Origin of the sequence: Bacillus sp. BB51/4 (assembly GCF_008368845.1) — a bacterium.
Classification (GTDB): Bacteria; Bacillota; Bacilli; order Bacillales; family Bacillaceae_G; genus Bacillus_A; species Bacillus_A wiedmannii.
Window position 1 is genome coordinate 81121 of the sequence record NZ_QOSC01000013.1, and the last position, 17604, is coordinate 98724.

The 17604-nt window shown below is 33.5% G+C and carries 17 protein-coding genes; 16 read left to right on the forward strand and 1 reads right to left on the reverse strand.

Annotated elements, in window-relative coordinates; genetic code table 11:
• Nucleotides 1-168: 168 nt before the first annotated feature.
• From DN392_RS17585 to DN392_RS17665, 16 genes are all read left to right on the forward strand, one after another.
• Nucleotides 169-1170 (forward strand): LCP family protein, encoded by a 1002-nt coding sequence (locus DN392_RS17585; protein WP_000093638.1) that lies wholly within the window; start codon nucleotides 169-171, stop codon nucleotides 1168-1170.
• Nucleotides 1171-1334: 164 nt separating this feature from the next.
• Nucleotides 1335-2582, forward strand: a complete 1248-nt coding sequence (locus DN392_RS17595) for a hypothetical protein (RefSeq protein WP_001174816.1) — start codon at nucleotides 1335-1337, stop codon at nucleotides 2580-2582.
• 13 nt (nucleotides 2583-2595) lie between these two features.
• On the forward strand, nucleotides 2596-3285 hold the full coding sequence (locus tag DN392_RS17600; RefSeq protein ID WP_001142161.1) for a response regulator transcription factor: 690 nt from the start codon (nucleotides 2596-2598) through the stop codon (nucleotides 3283-3285).
• On the forward strand, nucleotides 3282-4643 hold the full coding sequence (locus DN392_RS17605; protein ID WP_088321518.1) for a sensor histidine kinase: 1362 nt from the start codon (nucleotides 3282-3284) through the stop codon (nucleotides 4641-4643). Before DN392_RS17600 ends, DN392_RS17605 begins: the two co-directional genes overlap by 4 nt.
• A 101-nt stretch (nucleotides 4644-4744) precedes the next feature.
• Nucleotides 4745-5566: a peptidoglycan-N-acetylglucosamine deacetylase gene (locus DN392_RS17610; protein WP_000409393.1), complete on the forward strand. Its 822-nt coding sequence runs from the start codon at nucleotides 4745-4747 to the stop codon at nucleotides 5564-5566.
• A gap of 14 nt (nucleotides 5567-5580) precedes the next feature.
• Nucleotides 5581-6237, forward strand: a complete 657-nt coding sequence (locus DN392_RS17615; RefSeq protein ID WP_000873561.1) for a YkyA family protein — start codon at nucleotides 5581-5583, stop codon at nucleotides 6235-6237.
• A 159-nt stretch (nucleotides 6238-6396) separates the two neighbouring features.
• Nucleotides 6397-7077, forward strand: a complete 681-nt coding sequence (locus DN392_RS17620; RefSeq protein ID WP_000119501.1) for an MgtC/SapB family protein — start codon at nucleotides 6397-6399, stop codon at nucleotides 7075-7077.
• A 96-nt stretch (nucleotides 7078-7173) separates the two neighbouring features.
• Nucleotides 7174-7695, forward strand: coding sequence for a GNAT family N-acetyltransferase (locus DN392_RS17625; RefSeq protein ID WP_000402429.1), 522 nt, complete (start codon nucleotides 7174-7176; stop codon nucleotides 7693-7695).
• A gap of 298 nt (nucleotides 7696-7993) precedes the next feature.
• Nucleotides 7994-9802, forward strand: a complete 1809-nt coding sequence (locus DN392_RS17630) for an IucA/IucC family protein (RefSeq protein ID WP_048566548.1) — start codon at nucleotides 7994-7996, stop codon at nucleotides 9800-9802.
• A 60-nt stretch (nucleotides 9803-9862) separates the two neighbouring features.
• Nucleotides 9863-11701, forward strand: coding sequence for an IucA/IucC family protein (locus DN392_RS17635; RefSeq protein ID WP_142292467.1), 1839 nt, complete (start codon nucleotides 9863-9865; stop codon nucleotides 11699-11701).
• Nucleotides 11688-12926 (forward strand): 3,4-dihydroxybenzoic acid-AMP ligase AsbC, encoded by a 1239-nt coding sequence (gene asbC, locus DN392_RS17640; RefSeq protein ID WP_000909560.1) that lies wholly within the window; start codon nucleotides 11688-11690, stop codon nucleotides 12924-12926. The genes DN392_RS17635 and asbC overlap by 14 nt, the downstream gene beginning before the upstream one ends.
• Nucleotides 12923-13177 (forward strand): petrobactin biosynthesis protein AsbD, encoded by a 255-nt coding sequence (gene asbD / locus DN392_RS17645; protein WP_000818071.1) that lies wholly within the window; start codon nucleotides 12923-12925, stop codon nucleotides 13175-13177. Before asbC ends, asbD begins: the two co-directional genes overlap by 4 nt.
• 44 nt (nucleotides 13178-13221) lie before the next feature.
• Nucleotides 13222-14205 (forward strand): petrobactin biosynthesis protein AsbE, encoded by a 984-nt coding sequence (gene asbE / locus DN392_RS17650; RefSeq protein ID WP_000200724.1) that lies wholly within the window; start codon nucleotides 13222-13224, stop codon nucleotides 14203-14205.
• A 37-nt stretch (nucleotides 14206-14242) separates the two neighbouring features.
• On the forward strand, nucleotides 14243-15085 hold the full coding sequence (gene asbF / locus DN392_RS17655) for a petrobactin biosynthesis 3-dehydroshikimate dehydratase AsbF (protein ID WP_000877692.1): 843 nt from the start codon (nucleotides 14243-14245) through the stop codon (nucleotides 15083-15085).
• A 126-nt stretch (nucleotides 15086-15211) separates the two neighbouring features.
• The gene (locus tag DN392_RS17660) at nucleotides 15212-15418 is read left to right on the forward strand and encodes an alpha/beta-type small acid-soluble spore protein (RefSeq protein WP_000113545.1); all 207 of its coding nucleotides are present in this window, start codon (nucleotides 15212-15214) and stop codon (nucleotides 15416-15418) included.
• Nucleotides 15419-15655: 237 nt separating this feature from the next.
• A complete protein-coding gene (locus DN392_RS17665) occupies nucleotides 15656-16885 on the forward strand; it encodes a bacillibactin exporter BcbE (protein ID WP_000913348.1) in 1230 nt (409 codons plus the stop codon).
• Between the two features lie 53 nt (nucleotides 16886-16938).
• On the opposite strand, the gene DN392_RS17670 is transcribed toward DN392_RS17665, so the two are convergent.
• Nucleotides 16939-17553, reverse strand: coding sequence for a LysE/ArgO family amino acid transporter (locus tag DN392_RS17670; RefSeq protein ID WP_001287309.1), 615 nt, complete (start codon nucleotides 17551-17553; stop codon nucleotides 16939-16941).
• Nucleotides 17554-17604 lie beyond the last annotated feature (51 nt).

Genomic DNA, 17604 nt, shown 5'->3' on the forward strand with positions numbered 1-17604 from the left:
GAAAATAGTGACTTGCCAAAAATAAGCACGAGAGTATAATGTGAAATGGAATACATATTGGATTCATTATGTAACCTTACAAAAATGTAAGGTGTTTGAAAGGAAATTCAATATGAAGAATACTAGACATACATTATACTAGGGAAAGAGAAAGAGAGGCGAATGAAGATGAGCTCTGAATTAGAACAAAATACGAGAAGCAATAAAAAACGTTCTAAAAGAAGGTCAATAAAATGGTTCATTTTAATTCCATTTTTCCTACTTATTTTTGGAGGAGTAGGATATGGATCATTAATATATAATAAAGCAAAAGCTGTTGTAAGTGATGCGTATGCACAAATTGATAAATCATCAAAACGTGATAAAGAAGTTGAGCCTTTAAAGGATAACATCTCTATTTTAATTATGGGTGTAGATGGTAGTGAAATGCGAAAAAGTCAATATGGTGAAGCTGTTCGCACAGATGCACTTTTATTAGCAACAATTAATAAAGATGATAAATCAGTTAAATTAGTAAGTATTCCGCGTGATTCACGTGTATATATTCCATCTAGAAAGAAATTAGATAAAATTACACACGCACACGTATTTGGTGGTGTTGAAAGTACACGAGATACAGTGGAAAGATTTTTAAATGTTCCTGTTGATTATTATGTAAAGTTTAACTTTGAATCATTCGTACAAATTGTCGATTCACTTGGTGGTATTGATATTGATGTACCTGTTACTTTCACAGAGCAAGATAGTAAAGATCAAGCGGGTATGATTCATTTAGAAAAAGGCTTCCAACATTTAAATGGAGAACAAGCACTTGCACTTGCAAGAACGCGTAAAATTGATAGTGACGCAATGCGTGGACAAAGACAACAACTTGTAATAGAAGCAATTGCAAAAAAAGCGATGTCTGTGCAATCAATTAGCAAAATGGGCTCTTTACTTGATGCGGTTGATAAAAATATGAAAACGAACTTAACTTTCGATGATATGCTTGCGATTACAAAAAATATGGCAGGATCTAATTTAGAAATGGAAAAAATGCAAATAGAAGGTACGGATAAACGTATCGGAGGTATTTATTATTACATTCCAAATGAAAAAAATGTGAAAGATATTTCGAAAAAAATAAATGATCATCTAGGTGTAACACCGAAACCAGTTCGAAACGAATAATAAAAAAAGATTGGCTTTCGCCAATCTTTTTTTATCGGAATGGATTTGTAACTTTTCTGTAACGATTTTTTATTTTAGAAAAACTATACTCATATGTATGAGAATATTGGAGAAGCAAAAAGTAAAGAAAAATAATAAAAATCTGTAATAAGGAAAGATATCATATGCAGAAATGGATAGGCATTATGGGAATCATTTTTATGTTGACTGGATGTAAAATGTCTGAAGCTCCAACAAGTTTAATGGGTGCTCCTGCCAATGAGAAATGGATTAATGAATTAAAAGAGCAAATAGATAAAGATTTGCCTGTAAATTATCGATTGCTTACTCCAATGTCTAATAAAGATAAGCAGATGATTTGGTCAATGGATTTTAAACAAGATAATAAGAAAGAAGCCATCTTATTTTATAAATTGCCGAATGAAGATCATAGCGTATATTTAGCTGTATATGAAGAAGTCGGAAATGGATGGAAAGTAAAGTCCACGCACAGATTTGATGGTGGAGATGTAGATATCGTTGAAGTCGGTGATTTTACAGGGAATGGGAAGCGAGAGTTATTAATCGGAATTTCTGTAAGTCGTGAATCGTTAGAACATGTTATGTATGTTTTTTCGGAAGAAAATGAAGATATGAAGGAAATATATAATCGAAGTTATACGAAGTTATTCATAGAGGATTTAAATAAAAATGGACTGAAAGATATAAGTCTTGTTACGTATGAAAAAGATGAGAAATTGACAGTTGAGTTCATGGAACAATTTAAGACTTTATCTGAAGCGTCATTCGATCCATTTATAAATAGCATTCAAAGAATACAAATGGGCCGCATTTCTGAATCACTAAAGGCGGTTGTAATTGACGCAGGTGTTGGTGCTCATTCAGGGATAACATATGTAGCAAAATTTGATAAGGGTCATTATGAGCCACTACCTATAGATGGGAAAGAAGATTTATTCAATGATTATGTAGTCGAAAGCAAAGATATAAATGAAGACGGCATTATTGAATTTGTTCGTACAGTGCGTCCAAAAGGTTGGGAAGATAAATCACATGGTGATAGTCCGCTATTCGAACGTTACATACAGTGGAGTGAATCTGAAATTAAACCAATTGAAGAAAGATATATCGATATAGAAAAAGGATATTATGTGAAAATTCCTGAAGAGTTAATTGGAAAAATTACGATACCAGATGAGCAAAAGGAATCAAATTCTCAAAAGTTTTTGGAAACAAGTACAAAAGAATTATGGCTTGAAGTCCATATATTTGAGCGGAAAGAATGGTTCAAAATAAAAGGATACGAAGCAGCAGTTAAAACAGCTTCTCACGTATATGCTGTACCGAAACAACCACATTTTGAAAAAGTGAAAGCATATGTAAAACCGCTAGCGGATTATCAACAAGAGTAGGGAGGTGGAAATTATGCCAACAATTTTAGTTTTAGAAGATGAAATGCCTATTCGTAGTTTTATCGTCTTGAATTTGAAACGTGCTGGATTTTATGTGTTAGAAGCTAGTACGGGAGAAGAGGCGTTACAGATTTTATGTGAACATACTGTTGATGTAGCATTGCTTGATGTAATGTTACCAGGAATTGATGGTTTTCAAGTTTGTAAATCCGTCCGGGAAGAAAATAAAAAAATAGGTATTATTATGTTAACCGCACGCGTACAAAATGAAGATAAAGTACAAGGACTAGGAATTGGTGCAGATGATTATATCGCAAAGCCGTTTAGTCCAGTGGAACTAACTGCACGTATACAATCGTTACTAAGAAGAATAGAAGTACATGATGAAAAAGCGAATACAATCATATCTGGCCCGTTTTCGTTAAATGTTATAGAAGAAAGATTATATAAAAGTGGACAATTAGTTGATTTAACCCCTACAGAGTATATGATATTACAGTATTTGATGAATCAGGCTTCAAAGCCGGTTTCACGTGATGAAATTTTAAATATGATTTGGGGAACGAATTATGTAGGTGAGACGAAAGTAGTAGATGTAAATATGAGGCGGTTACGCCAAAAGATAGAATGTAATCCATCAGAACCTGAATTTATTCTTACTGTGTGGGGAAAAGGATATGTGTGGAAGGAAAGTATAAGATGAAAAGAAAAGTGACTTTATATTTTATGACGGTCATTATACTTATGCTTGTATTATTTGAAGTCGTATTTTCAGTCTCCATTTATCGATATTATTATAATGGTATTGTGCAATATATAGAATCTCATGCGAAGACAAGTACGCGATTTTTCTCTGAATACAATTCACTATACTTTATTCGATTGCAAGAATACAGCGGGGATATAATTGAGAGCTTTCAGTTAGAAGGAACCGAATTACAATTAATTGATCGGCATGGTACGATTATACAATCGTCAAGTGGACAAAAGGTAGAAGGTAAAGTAGTTATTCCATATTCGTTACTAGAAGGAGAAATGTATCATCAAGTGACTGCTACGAAAGACAATGTGAAACAATTGGAAGTGATTAGTCCACTTATTCATCAAGGACAAACGATCGGTGCTTTGAAATATACAACTGTTTTAACGAATGTAAATGCAAAGATTATTGAAATTATTATGTTTACTATTTCAGTTGGAATTGTCATTTCTGGTATCGTATTCTTAATCAGTAGACGATTAGCGAATTCGTTTGTTAAACCTATCGAATCTATTATTCATGCTTCTTCACAAATTGCAGAAGGTACATTAAAGAAGAAAATTAAAGAGGATTATCCAGGTGAATTAGGTGAGTTGGCACATAGTTTAAATCATATGTCTAATAAAATAGAAAAAGCGGAACAGATGAAAAATGAATTCATTGCTTCTATTTCTCATGAAATACGAACGCCTTTAACTGGAATTAAAGGTTGGAGTGAGACGTTAAAAATGGTAGATCATTTAACAGAAGAAGAGATAAAGCAAGGCATGGGAATTATTTCAGGTGAGACAGACCGATTGATTCATTTAGTAGAAGAATTGCTAGATTTTTCAAGATTACAATCAAATCATTTCAATTTATATAAACAAAAGGTGCAAATATACGATATACTAGAGGAGACGATTTGGCAATTAACTCCTAACGCTGAAGAGAAACAAATTCAATTTATTAATACGATAGAAAGAATTGAATTGATGGGAGATCGAAATAGGCTAAAGCAAATTTTCTTGAATATTGTTCAAAATGCTATTAAATATTCACATGAAAAAGGTACAATACACATTGAAGCGACTAACAATGAAGGACAAGTAGTGATCAAGGTGAAAGACGAAGGGATTGGAATTGCTAAAGAGCATTTACCATATATAGAACAGTCATTTTACCAGATTAATAACCATGCTACAGGTGCTGGTCTCGGTTTAACTATCGTTAAAAAAATGGTAGAGCTTCATGGAGGCACACTTAGTTTTATAAGTAAAGAAGGAATAGGAACAACCATTTTAATAAAACTCCCATTATAATACATATATATGTCTGTTTATATAGTGTAATAAAATAAATAGATGTATAATTATATTGGGTGATTTATATATAAGATTAATAGGGAGAGGAATTCGATAGAATGGAAAAAGCTTTTAAAGTTAAACGAGTAGTATTCGGATTAATAGCGATTGCAGCAGTAGCTATAGGGTATTTCATGTTTCAATCCATTACTTCACCAGCAAAGGCTGTTGCAAAACAAGAAAACGTAGTACAGCTTGCAAGTGAACAACCGAAAGTAGAAATGAATAAAACGGCACCAAGTCGTTTTAATGGAAAAGAAAGAAAAGTTGCTTATCTTACATTTGATGATGGCCCAGGGAAATATACGGCTGAATTGTTAAATATGTTAAAACAGCATGATGCGAAGGCGACGTTCTTTTTAATTGGAGCGAATGTAAAAGGATTTCCGGATTTAGTGAAACGTGAAAATGCAGAGGGTCATTATGTAGGTATGCATAGTATGACACATAATTTTGCAAAGTTATATAAAAATGGCGAGTATGTAAATGAAATGAAAGAAGATCAAAGCTTAATCGCAAATATTATTGGAAAATCACCTAAATTAACACGTCCACCATACGGTTCGATGCCTGGATTAAATGAAGGTCTTCGAAATAAAGTAGTAGAGGGCGGTTTTAAAGTATGGGATTGGACAATTGATTCATTAGATTGGAAATATAACAAAATGCAAGTTGATGCAGCGGCAGCACAAATTGCTCAAAATGTAATAACAAATGCAACAAAACCACAGGAAGTTATTTTAATGCATGACATTCACCCACAATCAGTTGCTGCTGTGCCAGCAATTTTAAAAGGGTTAAAAGAAAAGGGTTATGAGTTTGAAGCTTATCATGAAGAGAGTCACTTCCCAGTGAATTTCTGGCATGATAACCGTATGTAATGGAGGAATGAACGTTGAAGTATGGAAAAGTAGCAGTAGTTGGAGCACTGTCAGTAGGACTATTAACAGGTTGTTTCGGTGAAAAACCAGAAGAAAATCTATATACAGCTTTTGAAACAGCAGCGACACAAGAAAAATCATTAGTTGATGAAGCGAAGAAGTTAGAGAAATTAGAGAATGAAGGTCAAGAACTATATTCTCAAATTTTACAAGAAGGTAAAGATCATAATGACACTGTTATGAAGAAGATAGAGCAAGCTACTGCAAATGTAGATGACCGTGAAAAAGTATTAAAAACTGAGAAAGAAATGCTAGAAAAAGCTCAGAAAGAAACAAAATCTGTTCAAGGAAATATAGAGAAGCTTGAAGATAAGAAGTTACAAAAACAAGCGAAAGCAGTAGGAGAGTCGTATCAAAACCGTTATGATGCATTCCAAAAGATGAATGAAAATTATACGAAGGCGTTAGCGACTGAAAAAGAACTGTATGAAAAATTAAAAGTAAAAGAAACGAAATTAAAAGAGATTGGTGAAAAAGTTAAGGCTGTTAATGAATTAACTGTGGAAGCACAAAAATCAAAAGAGCAATTTAACAATTTTACAAAAGAGTATAATGACAGTAAATTAGCATTCTACAAAGATGCAGAGATTAAGATTAAAAATCAGAAATAAAGAAGAATCTTAAGCATAATAAAAAGCCGGAGAAACATCGTTACAAATGTTTTTTCGGTTTTTTACGTTGAATGAATAGAAAAGACTGGAATTGATATCATAAAAGAGTTATAGTGAATTATTCCAAGGGAAACATTGTAAAGTAAGGAGAATGGAAATATGTCATATGAATTTTTACTCAAATTAGGTTTAGCGCTCTTTTTAGGATTATTCATCGGGATAGATAGGCAGCTAAAGAATAAACCGCTTGGTGTGAAAACAAGTATGGTTATTTCTGTAGCAAGTTGTTTAATTACGATGGTTTCAATTGAAGCCGTACATGTATATTCTGTTCCAGGGCATACAAATATGGATCCAATGCGTCTAGCTGCTCAAATTGTGAGTGGGATTGGTTTTCTTGGGGCAGGTGTTATTTTACGAAGAAGTAATGATGTTATTTCTGGATTAACGACAGCTTCTATGGTGTGGGCTGCTTCAGCTTTAGGTATAGCAATTGGGGCAGGCTTTTATTTACAAGCGACGGTTGCAATGATTTTAATTATTTTAGCAATTAACGTACTTCCACAACTTGTGAAAATTGCAGGTCCGTATTCATTAAGACAAAAAGATTTATCTATAAAAATTACTGTAAAAGAGCATCATGAGTTAGATGGTATATTTAAGCAAATTAAAAATTTAGGTATGCATGTGAAACGCGTAAAAATTAAAGATATAGATGGTGGAGCATTTCAGCAATTGGAAATGGTTATTTTAGCTCCAGAAGATTTATATACAACAGAGTTATATAGTTCCTTGAAAGAGATTGATCGTGTTGTTTCAGTTGAAGTGGAAAGTAGATAATTGTGATAAAAAAGAGTGAAGTGGATTCACTCTTTTTTTATTTGGATTTTTAAGGAAAAAAATTGATATAATGATGAATAACAAGGGGGAGAAATGATGGAAATACATATTAGAAGAGCGATAAAAGATGATATACGAGGTATAGCAAAGGTGCATGTTGATAGCTGGAAAACAACGTATAAAGGGATATTTGCTGACGAATTTTTAGAAAATATAACATATGAGCAACGAGAAAAACAATGGGAAAACATTTTTCAACAAGAAGATACATACCAATATAGATTTGTAGCAGAGACGTCAGATGAAACAATAATCGGATTTATTGACGGGGGAGTGGAAAGAAGTGGTGCATATAATTGTGATGGGGAATTATATGCAATCTACCTTTTACAAGAGTATCAAGGAATGAAAATAGGACAAAAGTTATTTCAATCTCTATTATCAGAATGTATAAATAATGATATGCAATCACTTTTAGTATGGGTTGTTACGAATAATCCTTCTAAAAATTTTTATGAAAAATTTAATCCAGAAAAAATTGATACAAAATTTTTAGAGCGAGTACAGGTAGAAGAGACAGCCTATTGTTGGAGAGATATAAATAATATTATTATGTAAACTTATTCTTTGAAAGAGGTATGCCAATTAAGGTATACCTCTTTTGTTTAACTATTTTGGATGGATTACTAATGAAAAATAGTAAGTATGTAGTTTGAAATTGAGTATTTTTTACGTGAATTTTTAACTAGATTAAAGAAAAGATAGAAAACAAGAAAAATTAAATTAGATAAAAAAATTCTGAAATATACTATTGAATTGAATATCATTATCAATTAGAATCATAATTGATAACGATATTCAATTGTTGTTTATTATATAAAATTTCGATAGCTTTAATATAAAGAGGAGGACCAATATGCAGCATGCGAAACAAATCGCAGAACATGCAACATTACAAAGTTTTTTAAACTGTTATTTAAGAGAAACAGGGAGTGGAGAATGGATTACAGAGGATGAAAAAATGAAAAGTATCTTCAGTAATACGTTGAATAGAGATATAGTCCCCACATATTTATATTGTCGGCTATCGGCACAACACATTACTTTGTATGGAGAAGTTATATATAAATCAGCAACAGATCGCCATTTGTTTGGAGAACAATTTTATTATCAAATGGGAGAAAATAAGAATGTTATAAAAGCAGATTACGTTACTGTTATTACATTCTTAATAAAAGAGATGTCTATCAACTACGGAGAAGGGACGAATCCTGCTGAACTTATGCTTCGAGTTATTTGTAGTTGTCAAAATATTGAAGAATTTACAAAGGAGAGAATAGAAGATACATCTGCATTATACGGTTTCCATACAACTTTTATAGAGGCAGAGCAATCTTTATTATTTGGACATTTAACGCATCCAACCCCAAAGAGTAGACAAGGTATTTTGGAATGGAAAAGTGCAATGTATTCTCCAGAATTAAAAGGAGAATGTCAGCTTCATTATTTTAGGGCACATAAAAGTATAGTAAAGGAAAAATCATTATTATTAGATTCTACAACAGTAATTCTAAAAGAAGAGCTATGTAATGATGAGATGGTTTGTAAAGAATTTATATCGAAGTATTGTAATGAAGATGAATATTCATTACTTCCAATTCATCCGCTTCAGGCAGAATGGCTATTACACCAATCATACGTACAGGATTGGATAGAGCAAGGAGTACTTGAATATATCGGTCCTGTCGGTAAGTATTATATGGCAACATCATCACTTAGGACGTTATATCATCCCCAATCAAAATATATGCTTAAGTTTTCATTCCCAGTAAAAGTAACAAATTCAATGCGTATTAATAAATTGAAGGAACTAGAGAGTGGTCTTGAAGGAAAGGAAATGCTAAATACAGCAATTGGTGAAGTGTTAGATAAGTTTCCAGGTTTTGATTTTATTTGTGATCCAGCATTTATTACATTAAATTACGGGGCAAAAGAATCTGGATTTGAAGTAATTATACGAGAGAACCCTTTTTATGGTGAACATGCAAATGACGCTACTTTAATTGCTGGATTAGTTCAAGATACTATACCTGGGGAACGTACTCGTTTATCGAATATTATTCATCGACTAGCAGATTTAGAAGGTAGAAGCTGTGAAGAAGTAAGTTTAGATTGGTTTAGACGATATATGAATATTTCTTTAAAGCCAATGGTATGGATGTACTTACGTTATGGTGTTGCATTAGAAGCGCATCAGCAAAATAGCGTTGTTCAGCTAAAGGATGGTTATCCGGTCAAATATTATTTCCGTGATAATCAAGGGTTTTATTTCTGTAATTCAATGAAAGAGATGCTTAATAATGAGTTGGCTGGCATTGGAGAACGTACTGGAAATCTATATGACGATTATATTGTAGATGAGAGATTTCGTTACTACTTAATTTTTAATCATATGTTTGGTCTCATTAACGGTTTTGGCACAGCAGGATTAATTAAGGAGGAATTTCTTCTCTCTGAATTAAGATCTGTACTTGAATCGTTCCTTCCGTATAACCGTGAACCTTCTACCTTTTTAAGAGAATTGTTAGAAGAGGATAAGTTGGCATGTAAAGCAAATTTATTAACGAGATTTTTCGATGTCGATGAGTTAAGTAATCCTTTAGAACAGGCAATTTACGTACAGGTACAGAATCCGCTCGTTAGAGAAGTGGCTGTTCGTTCATAAATAACGTTAAAATTTCACGTAATACAAATAATGGTATTTTTTCGTAAGGCGGAGGGAGTTATGAGAGTGGACATGTATCATACGAGAATATTGAAAGCGCTTGAATCAGAAGATTACATTTCAGTACGAAGAAGAGTGTTACGTCAATTAGTAGAGTCGTTAATTTATGAGGGGATTATTACGCCAATTCGCATAGAAAATGAAGAACAAATTCTTTTTCTTATACAAGGACTTGATGAGGACAACAAAAGTGTCACGTACGAATGTTACGGAAGAGAACGAATGACATTTGGACGTATCTCTATAGATTCATTAGTAATAAGAGTTCAAGAGGGAAAACAAGAAATACACTCAGTCTCTCAATTTTTGGAAGAAGTTTTTCGGATTGTTAACGTAGAACAAACGAAATTAGATTCTTTTATTCATGAATTAGAACAAACGATATTTAAAGACACGATTGCTCAATTTGAAAGAAATAATAAAGAAGAATACACTCAAAAATCTTACGATGAGTTTGAAAGTCATTTAATAGACGGCCATCCATATCATCCTAGTTATAAAGCACGCATTGGGTTTCAATATCGTGACAATTTTCAATATGGATATGAATTTATGAGACCAATAAAAATTATATGGATTGCAGCGCATAAGAAATATGCGGCTGTAGGTTATGAAAATGAAGTAATCTATGACAATATTTTAAAAGGTGAGATAGGCGCGCATACATTAGAAACGTATATGGAACGAATTCACAGTGCGGAATGTAATCCAAAACAGTACGTGTTCATACCTGTTCATCCTTGGCAGTGGGAGAACTTCATCATTCCAAATTACGCTGACCATATACAGGATAAAAATATAATTTATTTAGGACAATCGGCGGATGATTATTGCGCGCAACAATCGATGAGGACGTTAAGAAATGTTACGAATCCAAAGAGACCATATGTAAAGTTATCGCTGAACATACTTAACACTTCAACACTCCGTACGCTGAAACCATATTCAGTTGTGAGTGCACCAGCTATATCGAATTGGTTAAGTGATGTCGTAAGTCAGGATTCTTATTTAAGGAATGAATCGCGCATTATTTTGCTAAAGGAATTTTCGAGTGTAACGTATGATACAAATAAGAAAGCCACATATGGTTCGTTAGGATGCATTTGGCGTGAAAGCGTTCATAAATATTTAAATGAGAAAGAGGATGCGGTTCCCTTTAACGGCTTATATGCAAAAGAGAAAGATGGGACACCAGTTATTGATGCATGGTTAAACAAATATGGGATAGAAAATTGGCTACGATTACTGATTCAAAAAGCGATCATACCAGTTATACATCTTGTTGTAGAGCATGGAATCGCATTAGAATCACACGGACAAAATATGATTTTAGTTCATAAAGAAGGGCTACCTGTCCGTATTGCATTAAAGGATTTCCATGAAGGACTTGAGTTTTATCGTCTATTCTTAAAAGAAATGAATAAATGTCCAGACTTTACTAAAATGCATAAAACGTATGTGAATGGAAAAATGAATGATTTCTTTGAAATGAATCGTATTGAATGTTTACAAGAGATGGTATTAGATGCACTGTTCTTATTTAATGTAGGAGAATTAGCTTTCGTACTTGCAGACGAATATGATTGGAAAGAAGAAATTTTTTGGATGATAGTTGTCGAAGAAATTGAAAATCATTTTAGAAAATATCCACACTTGAAAGATAGATTTGAAAGTATTCAGCTATACACTCCTACATTCTATGCTGAGCAATTAACGAAGCGACGATTATATATGGATGTGGAATCGCTTGTTCATGAAGTTCCAAATCCATTGTATAGAGCAAGCCAACTTATGAAACAAAAATCAGTTGTTACAGGGGGAAATTATGCTAATCGTTAATAAACAAGAGTATAGCAAAAGTGATTTTGATTTGAGATTACAAGTTTATGAGGAAATGGAACAATTTCAAGAAGCAGAAGGAAATAGATTTGCGCTTTGTCTGAAAGATCCATTCGATATTATTACGCTTGTGTTTTTCTTAAAAGAAAAGAAATCCTCAGTATTGCTTATACATGAAGATACGCCAAAAGAAACGGCTATTGAAATGGCAAAGCGTGCAAATTGTATCGGGATTTTATATGGAGAATATGGCGATTTTACGAAATTAGAAGTAGTGAAAGCTTTACTAGAAGAGCCCTCTTTATTGCAATATAGTTCTGGTACAACAGGAGAACCGAAACTGATTCGTAGAGCATGGACGGAAGTGGACACAGAAATTACTGCTTATAATGAAGCTTTAAACTGTGAAATAGATGAAGTGCCGGTCGTTATGGCTCCTGTTTCACATTCATACGGATTAATATGTGGTACGTTATCCGCAATTACGCGGGGAAGCAAACCTATCATCATTACGAATAAAAATCCTAAATTCGCATTAAATATAGTTCGCAATACAGAAAAACATATCATATATGCAGTACCACTTATGTTACATATTATGGGGAGTTTCCCGCAAAGAACGTTTCAGTTTCATAAAATTATGACATCCGGAGCGCCTTTGCCAGAAGCATTGTTTTATAAACTAAAAGAAACGACAACATATATGATGCAGCAATACGGTTGTTCTGAAGCGGGTTGTATTAGTATATGTCATGATATGAAAAGCCATTTAGATTTAGGAAATCCGCTACCTCATGCGAGTATAAGCATGGGTTCAGATGAAAATATGCCTGAAGAAATCGTAGTGAAAATGAATGATAAGAAAATTTTCACGAAAGATTTGGGGTATAAATCTGAGCGTGGCCTTCATTTTATGGGACGCATGGACGATGTGATTAACGTTTCAGGATTGAAAGTCTTTCCGATAGAGGTAGAAGAAACAATACTTCGATTAGAAGGTGTTCAAGAGGCCATTGTATATCGAGGGAAACATCCTGTGATGGGCGAAATTGTTAAAGCGAAAGTAATCTCTCATATTGATCCAGTGCGAATAAGAGAATGGTGTATGCAGTATTTACCATCTTATAAAGTTCCACATGAGATTGAAAGTGTAACTGAAATTCCGAAAAATAAAACTGGAAAAGTAAGTAGAAAGTTACTAGAGATGGGAGAGGTTACAGCATGAAACGTGAAACATTAAAAAATGAAGTTTTGAAAATTATGACAGGGAAAATGGAGCTCAAAAACGTTACGCATTTAGAAGAAACGATGCGCTTAAATCAAGATTTATATATAGATTCGGTAATGATGTTACAGCTCATTGTATACATAGAAATGGATTTAAAGTTATGCGTTCCGGAGGATGAATTAGATCCAAAGGCATTTCTTACTGTAGGATCTTTGCTTGATTTTATGGAGGAGTTACAGCCGGTATAAGAAGTAAATGTGAATAACTAACCTTTAGGAAAGTGGATGAGAGTATGACTTCAATTAAAGTGCACTGTTTAGTGAGTTGTTTTTGTGAAATTATAAAAAGGCGTAGCGATATTGATTTTCGTCCATTTTATTTTGGATTATGGGACGGCGATTTTGATATAACAGAAGGCGGAATTATTTCGTATCACTCTGAAAACATTAACCATGATAATTACTTACTATGGTATGAAAAATTGTACGGTATGAAAGTGAACGAATGGTACGATCATGCAAAAGATAAAAATAGCAATGTAGAAATATTTTTAGAATTAGTAGAAAACAAGCCTGAAAATCGTTATGTCATTGTAATGGTTGATATGTCTCTATTACCAGAGAGGGAAAATAAATTTCATCAAAAACCATTTCCACATTATTTAATGATATCGAAGACAGAGAAAGAAGAAGAGTGGTTCATGCTAGATCCTGATTTTCGCTGGGAAGGGAATATGGAAAGAGAAAAAGTGCTTCACTCTGTTCAAGATAATCCATTTGGTGGAGGATATTTCATTGATGTAGAAGAAATTCAGGAGCCAACAGAAGAAATGGTAGCGAGTTATTTCATAGAAACTTTCAAAAGAAAGGACAATGAACTGACTATGGAATTGAAAAATTTAATTATAAAAATGGCAAATGAAGAAGAAGGTTATTCGCTTTCGGGTCTTGTAGCGGCAGTGAAGCAAATACCAGTACTTGCAATTCGTAAATATAGTTATGAACATGCCTTTGCATACTTCCGTGAAACGTTGCAATATTCGGAGCAAGAGTTTGATTATTGGTGTGATCGGGTAGAGGATATTGTACAAGGATTTACAAATGTACAGTATCGAGCAATTAAAATGGCGATGACGAATAATAAAGGCATGTTATTATCAATTGTTGAAAAGTTGGATGAAATGAATGCAATTGAACTGCAAATTAAGGCTGAATTAGAGAGACAGTTTGTATCATGGAAAGAAATGAAAACAAACGAGTCTGTCTTAGCATTTTAAAAACCTAACTGAATTTAAGATAAGGGAGTTCAAACCTATGAAATATTCATTATGTACTATTTCCTTTCGTCATCAATTAATTTCATTTACTGATATTGTTCAGTTTGCATATGAAAACGGTTTTGAAGGAATTGAATTGTGGGGGACTCATGCACAAAATTTGTATATGCAAGAGTATGAAACGACAGAACGAGAATTGAATTGTTTAAAGGATAAAAGCTTGGAAATTACGATGATAAGTGATTACTTAGACATATCATTATCGGCAGATTTTGAAAAAACGATAGAGAAATGTGAACAACTTGCAATATTAGCTATTTGGTTTAAAACAAACAAAATTCGTACGTTTGCTGGACAAAAAGGTAGCGAAGATTTCTCGGAACAGGAGAGAAAAGAGTATGTGAATCGTATTCGCATGATTTGTGAAGTATTTGCTCAGCATAATATGTATGTACTTTTAGAAACACATCCAAATACGTTAACGGATACGCTGCCTTCTACTTTGGAATTATTAGGAGAAGTAGATCATCCGAATTTGAAAATAAACCTTGATTTTCTTCATATATGGGAGTCTGGTGCAGATCCAATAGACAGCTTCCATCGACTAAAGCCGTGGATACAACATTACCATTTTAAGAATATATCGTCAGCAGATTATTTGCATGTGTTTGAACCAAATAATGTATATGCAGCAGCGGGAAGTCGAATTGGTATGGTTCCATTATTTGAAGGTGTGGTAAATTATGATGAGATTATTCAGGAAGTGAGAGATACTGACCATTTTGCTTCACTCGAATGGTTTGGACATAATGCGAAAGATATATTAAAAGAAGAAATGAAAGTATTAACAAATAGAAATTTAGAAGTAGTAACTTCTTAATATAAAATGATGTAAGAGTCTCTCATTGTAGAGACTCTTTTTTTTAAAATACAAATAACCAAAAATTACCATGTATTTAAATTAAAATTTAACACAATTTATATATAAATAAGGAGGTGATTGGTAATGGCTAGAAATCGTAACTCTAATCAATTAGCATCACATGGAGCACAAGCAGCTTTAGATCAAATGAAATATGAAATTGCACAAGAATTTGGTGTACAACTTGGCGCTGATACTTCTTCACGTGCAAACGGTTCTGTAGGCGGTGAAATTACAAAACGTCTAGTAGCGATGGCAGAACAACAACTTGGTGGCGGATATACTCGCTAATTGTAGAAGGTTATAGGAGAAAGGAAGGATTCTTCCTTTCTTTTTTTTTCAATTAATTGGTATGAATATATTGCGAACTGGATTCAAAGAATAGGAATAATACTATATTTTCCCCAATTTCTTTTGTTGTGAATGGGAAGTAGTAAAGATGTAATAGCCCTGGTGGAATGAAAAATTACGTTCCAGCAGGGCTATTATATGGTCAGAAATATACGATGAAAGGGTTCCGAAGCCAACATGTTAAAAAAAGAAAACTGTTGTTTAATTGCGCTTGCATCAGTTCCACTTGTTATGACATTAGGGAATTCAATGCTTATTCCAATTCTGCCGACTATTGAAAAGAAATTACATATTTCATCGTTTCAAGTATCCATGATTATTACAATTTACTCTATTGTAGCCATTTTACTTATACCGATTGCTGGTTATTTATCAGATAGATGGGGACGAAAGATGATAATGGTTCCGAGTTTGCTGATTGCGGCTATAGGCGGAGCGGTAACAGGTTGGGTATCATGGAAAGTTGATAATCCCTACACTTGGATACTGATTGGTAGAGCGATTCAAGGTATTGGTGCAGCTGGTGCAATGCCAGTTGTTATACCTTGTGTTGGTGATTTATATAAAGATGAAAAACAAGTTAGTACAGGTTTAGGAATCATTGAAACATCCAATACATTTGGAAAAGTGCTGAGCCCTATTTTAGGATCTGCTCTTGCTGCCATTGTATGGTTCTTACCATTTTGGGCAATTCCAGTTTTATGCATAGTATCAATTGTTTTATTACTTGTTCTAGTAAAGGCAAAGAAACAAGAAGGAGAAGTGCCACCACTTAAAGAGTTTATAAAATCTATTATCTCTACGTTTCGAGAAAAGGGAAGATGGTTAATTGCCATTTTTGTATTAGGTGCAATTATTATGCTTATTTTATTCGGAATTCTCTTTTATTTGTCGACGATACTGGAATCAAAGTATGACATACATGGTATATGGAAAGGTTGTGTACTTGCTATCCCGTTACTTGTATTGTCACTTAGTTCATATATGGCGGGTAAAAAAATTGGAGATAATCAAAATGTAATGAAGAATTGTATTTATATTGGTTTTTTAATGGCAGCTGCATCAGTCATCATTCCTTTATTTATAAAAGGGATTTATTTACTACTTCTTTGTCTCGTTATTATGGGGATAGGAATTGGTATGGCACTCCCATGTTTAGACGCCCTAATTACACAAGGAATTGAAAAGGAGCAAAGGGGGACAGTTACGTCATTTTATAGTTCCATGCGATTTATTGGTGTAGCAGCTGGACCACCTCTATACTCTTTTTTCATGAAAGGTGCTGACCATGAAGTGTTTTATGTAACAAGTATTTTCGCTGGTATCGGTGCTGTTATAGCAATGATTTGGATTAAACCAGAAAAAGATGCAAAGACGGTAAAACAGAAAACGGAACCTACTTCATAATTTGTAAGAGAATTGCATGGTGTTTTAAGGAACATGCAATTCTCTTTCGTTTATTAAGAATACATAACTTGTTTTAACATATAAAGCGCGACACCCCAAATGATGAGACCCGAAAACTTGTTTAATAATACGATTGTCTTTCCAGTTGAGTCCATTCTTTTTAGAAATTTCCCTGCTAAGGCTAAGCTTATAAACCAAATCCAAGAAACGATAATAGTTGCAAGTGTGAAAGCCCATTTTTCACTTCCTATGTATTGAATAGAATTTGTTCCGATTACACCGATTGTATCTAAAATTGCATGTGGATTTAATAACGAAACCGATGCAGCGAAAAGGATTTGCTTTTTTAATGGCATGCTGTTTTCTTGTTTTATATCGTTGGAAGGGTTACTTCTCCAAATAACAAAGCCCATATATAGGAGAAAGAAAAATCCAATTATATATAACGTGTTAGTTAGCCAAGAAAAAGTAAGGAGTACAAGGGAGACACCCTGCACCGCAATCAATATGAGTAACGTATCACATATAGAGGCAGTTAATACTACAGGGGCTGCCCTCCAAATGTTTGGTTGGCTCGCACCTTGGTTAAAGACGAAAACATTTTGGACACCTAATGGAATGATAAGACCAAATGCAAGAATGATACCATGAATAATTGCTTCACTCATCATATTACCTCCTATTTTAATTCAGTATGATAGTGTATATTGTATAGAAGA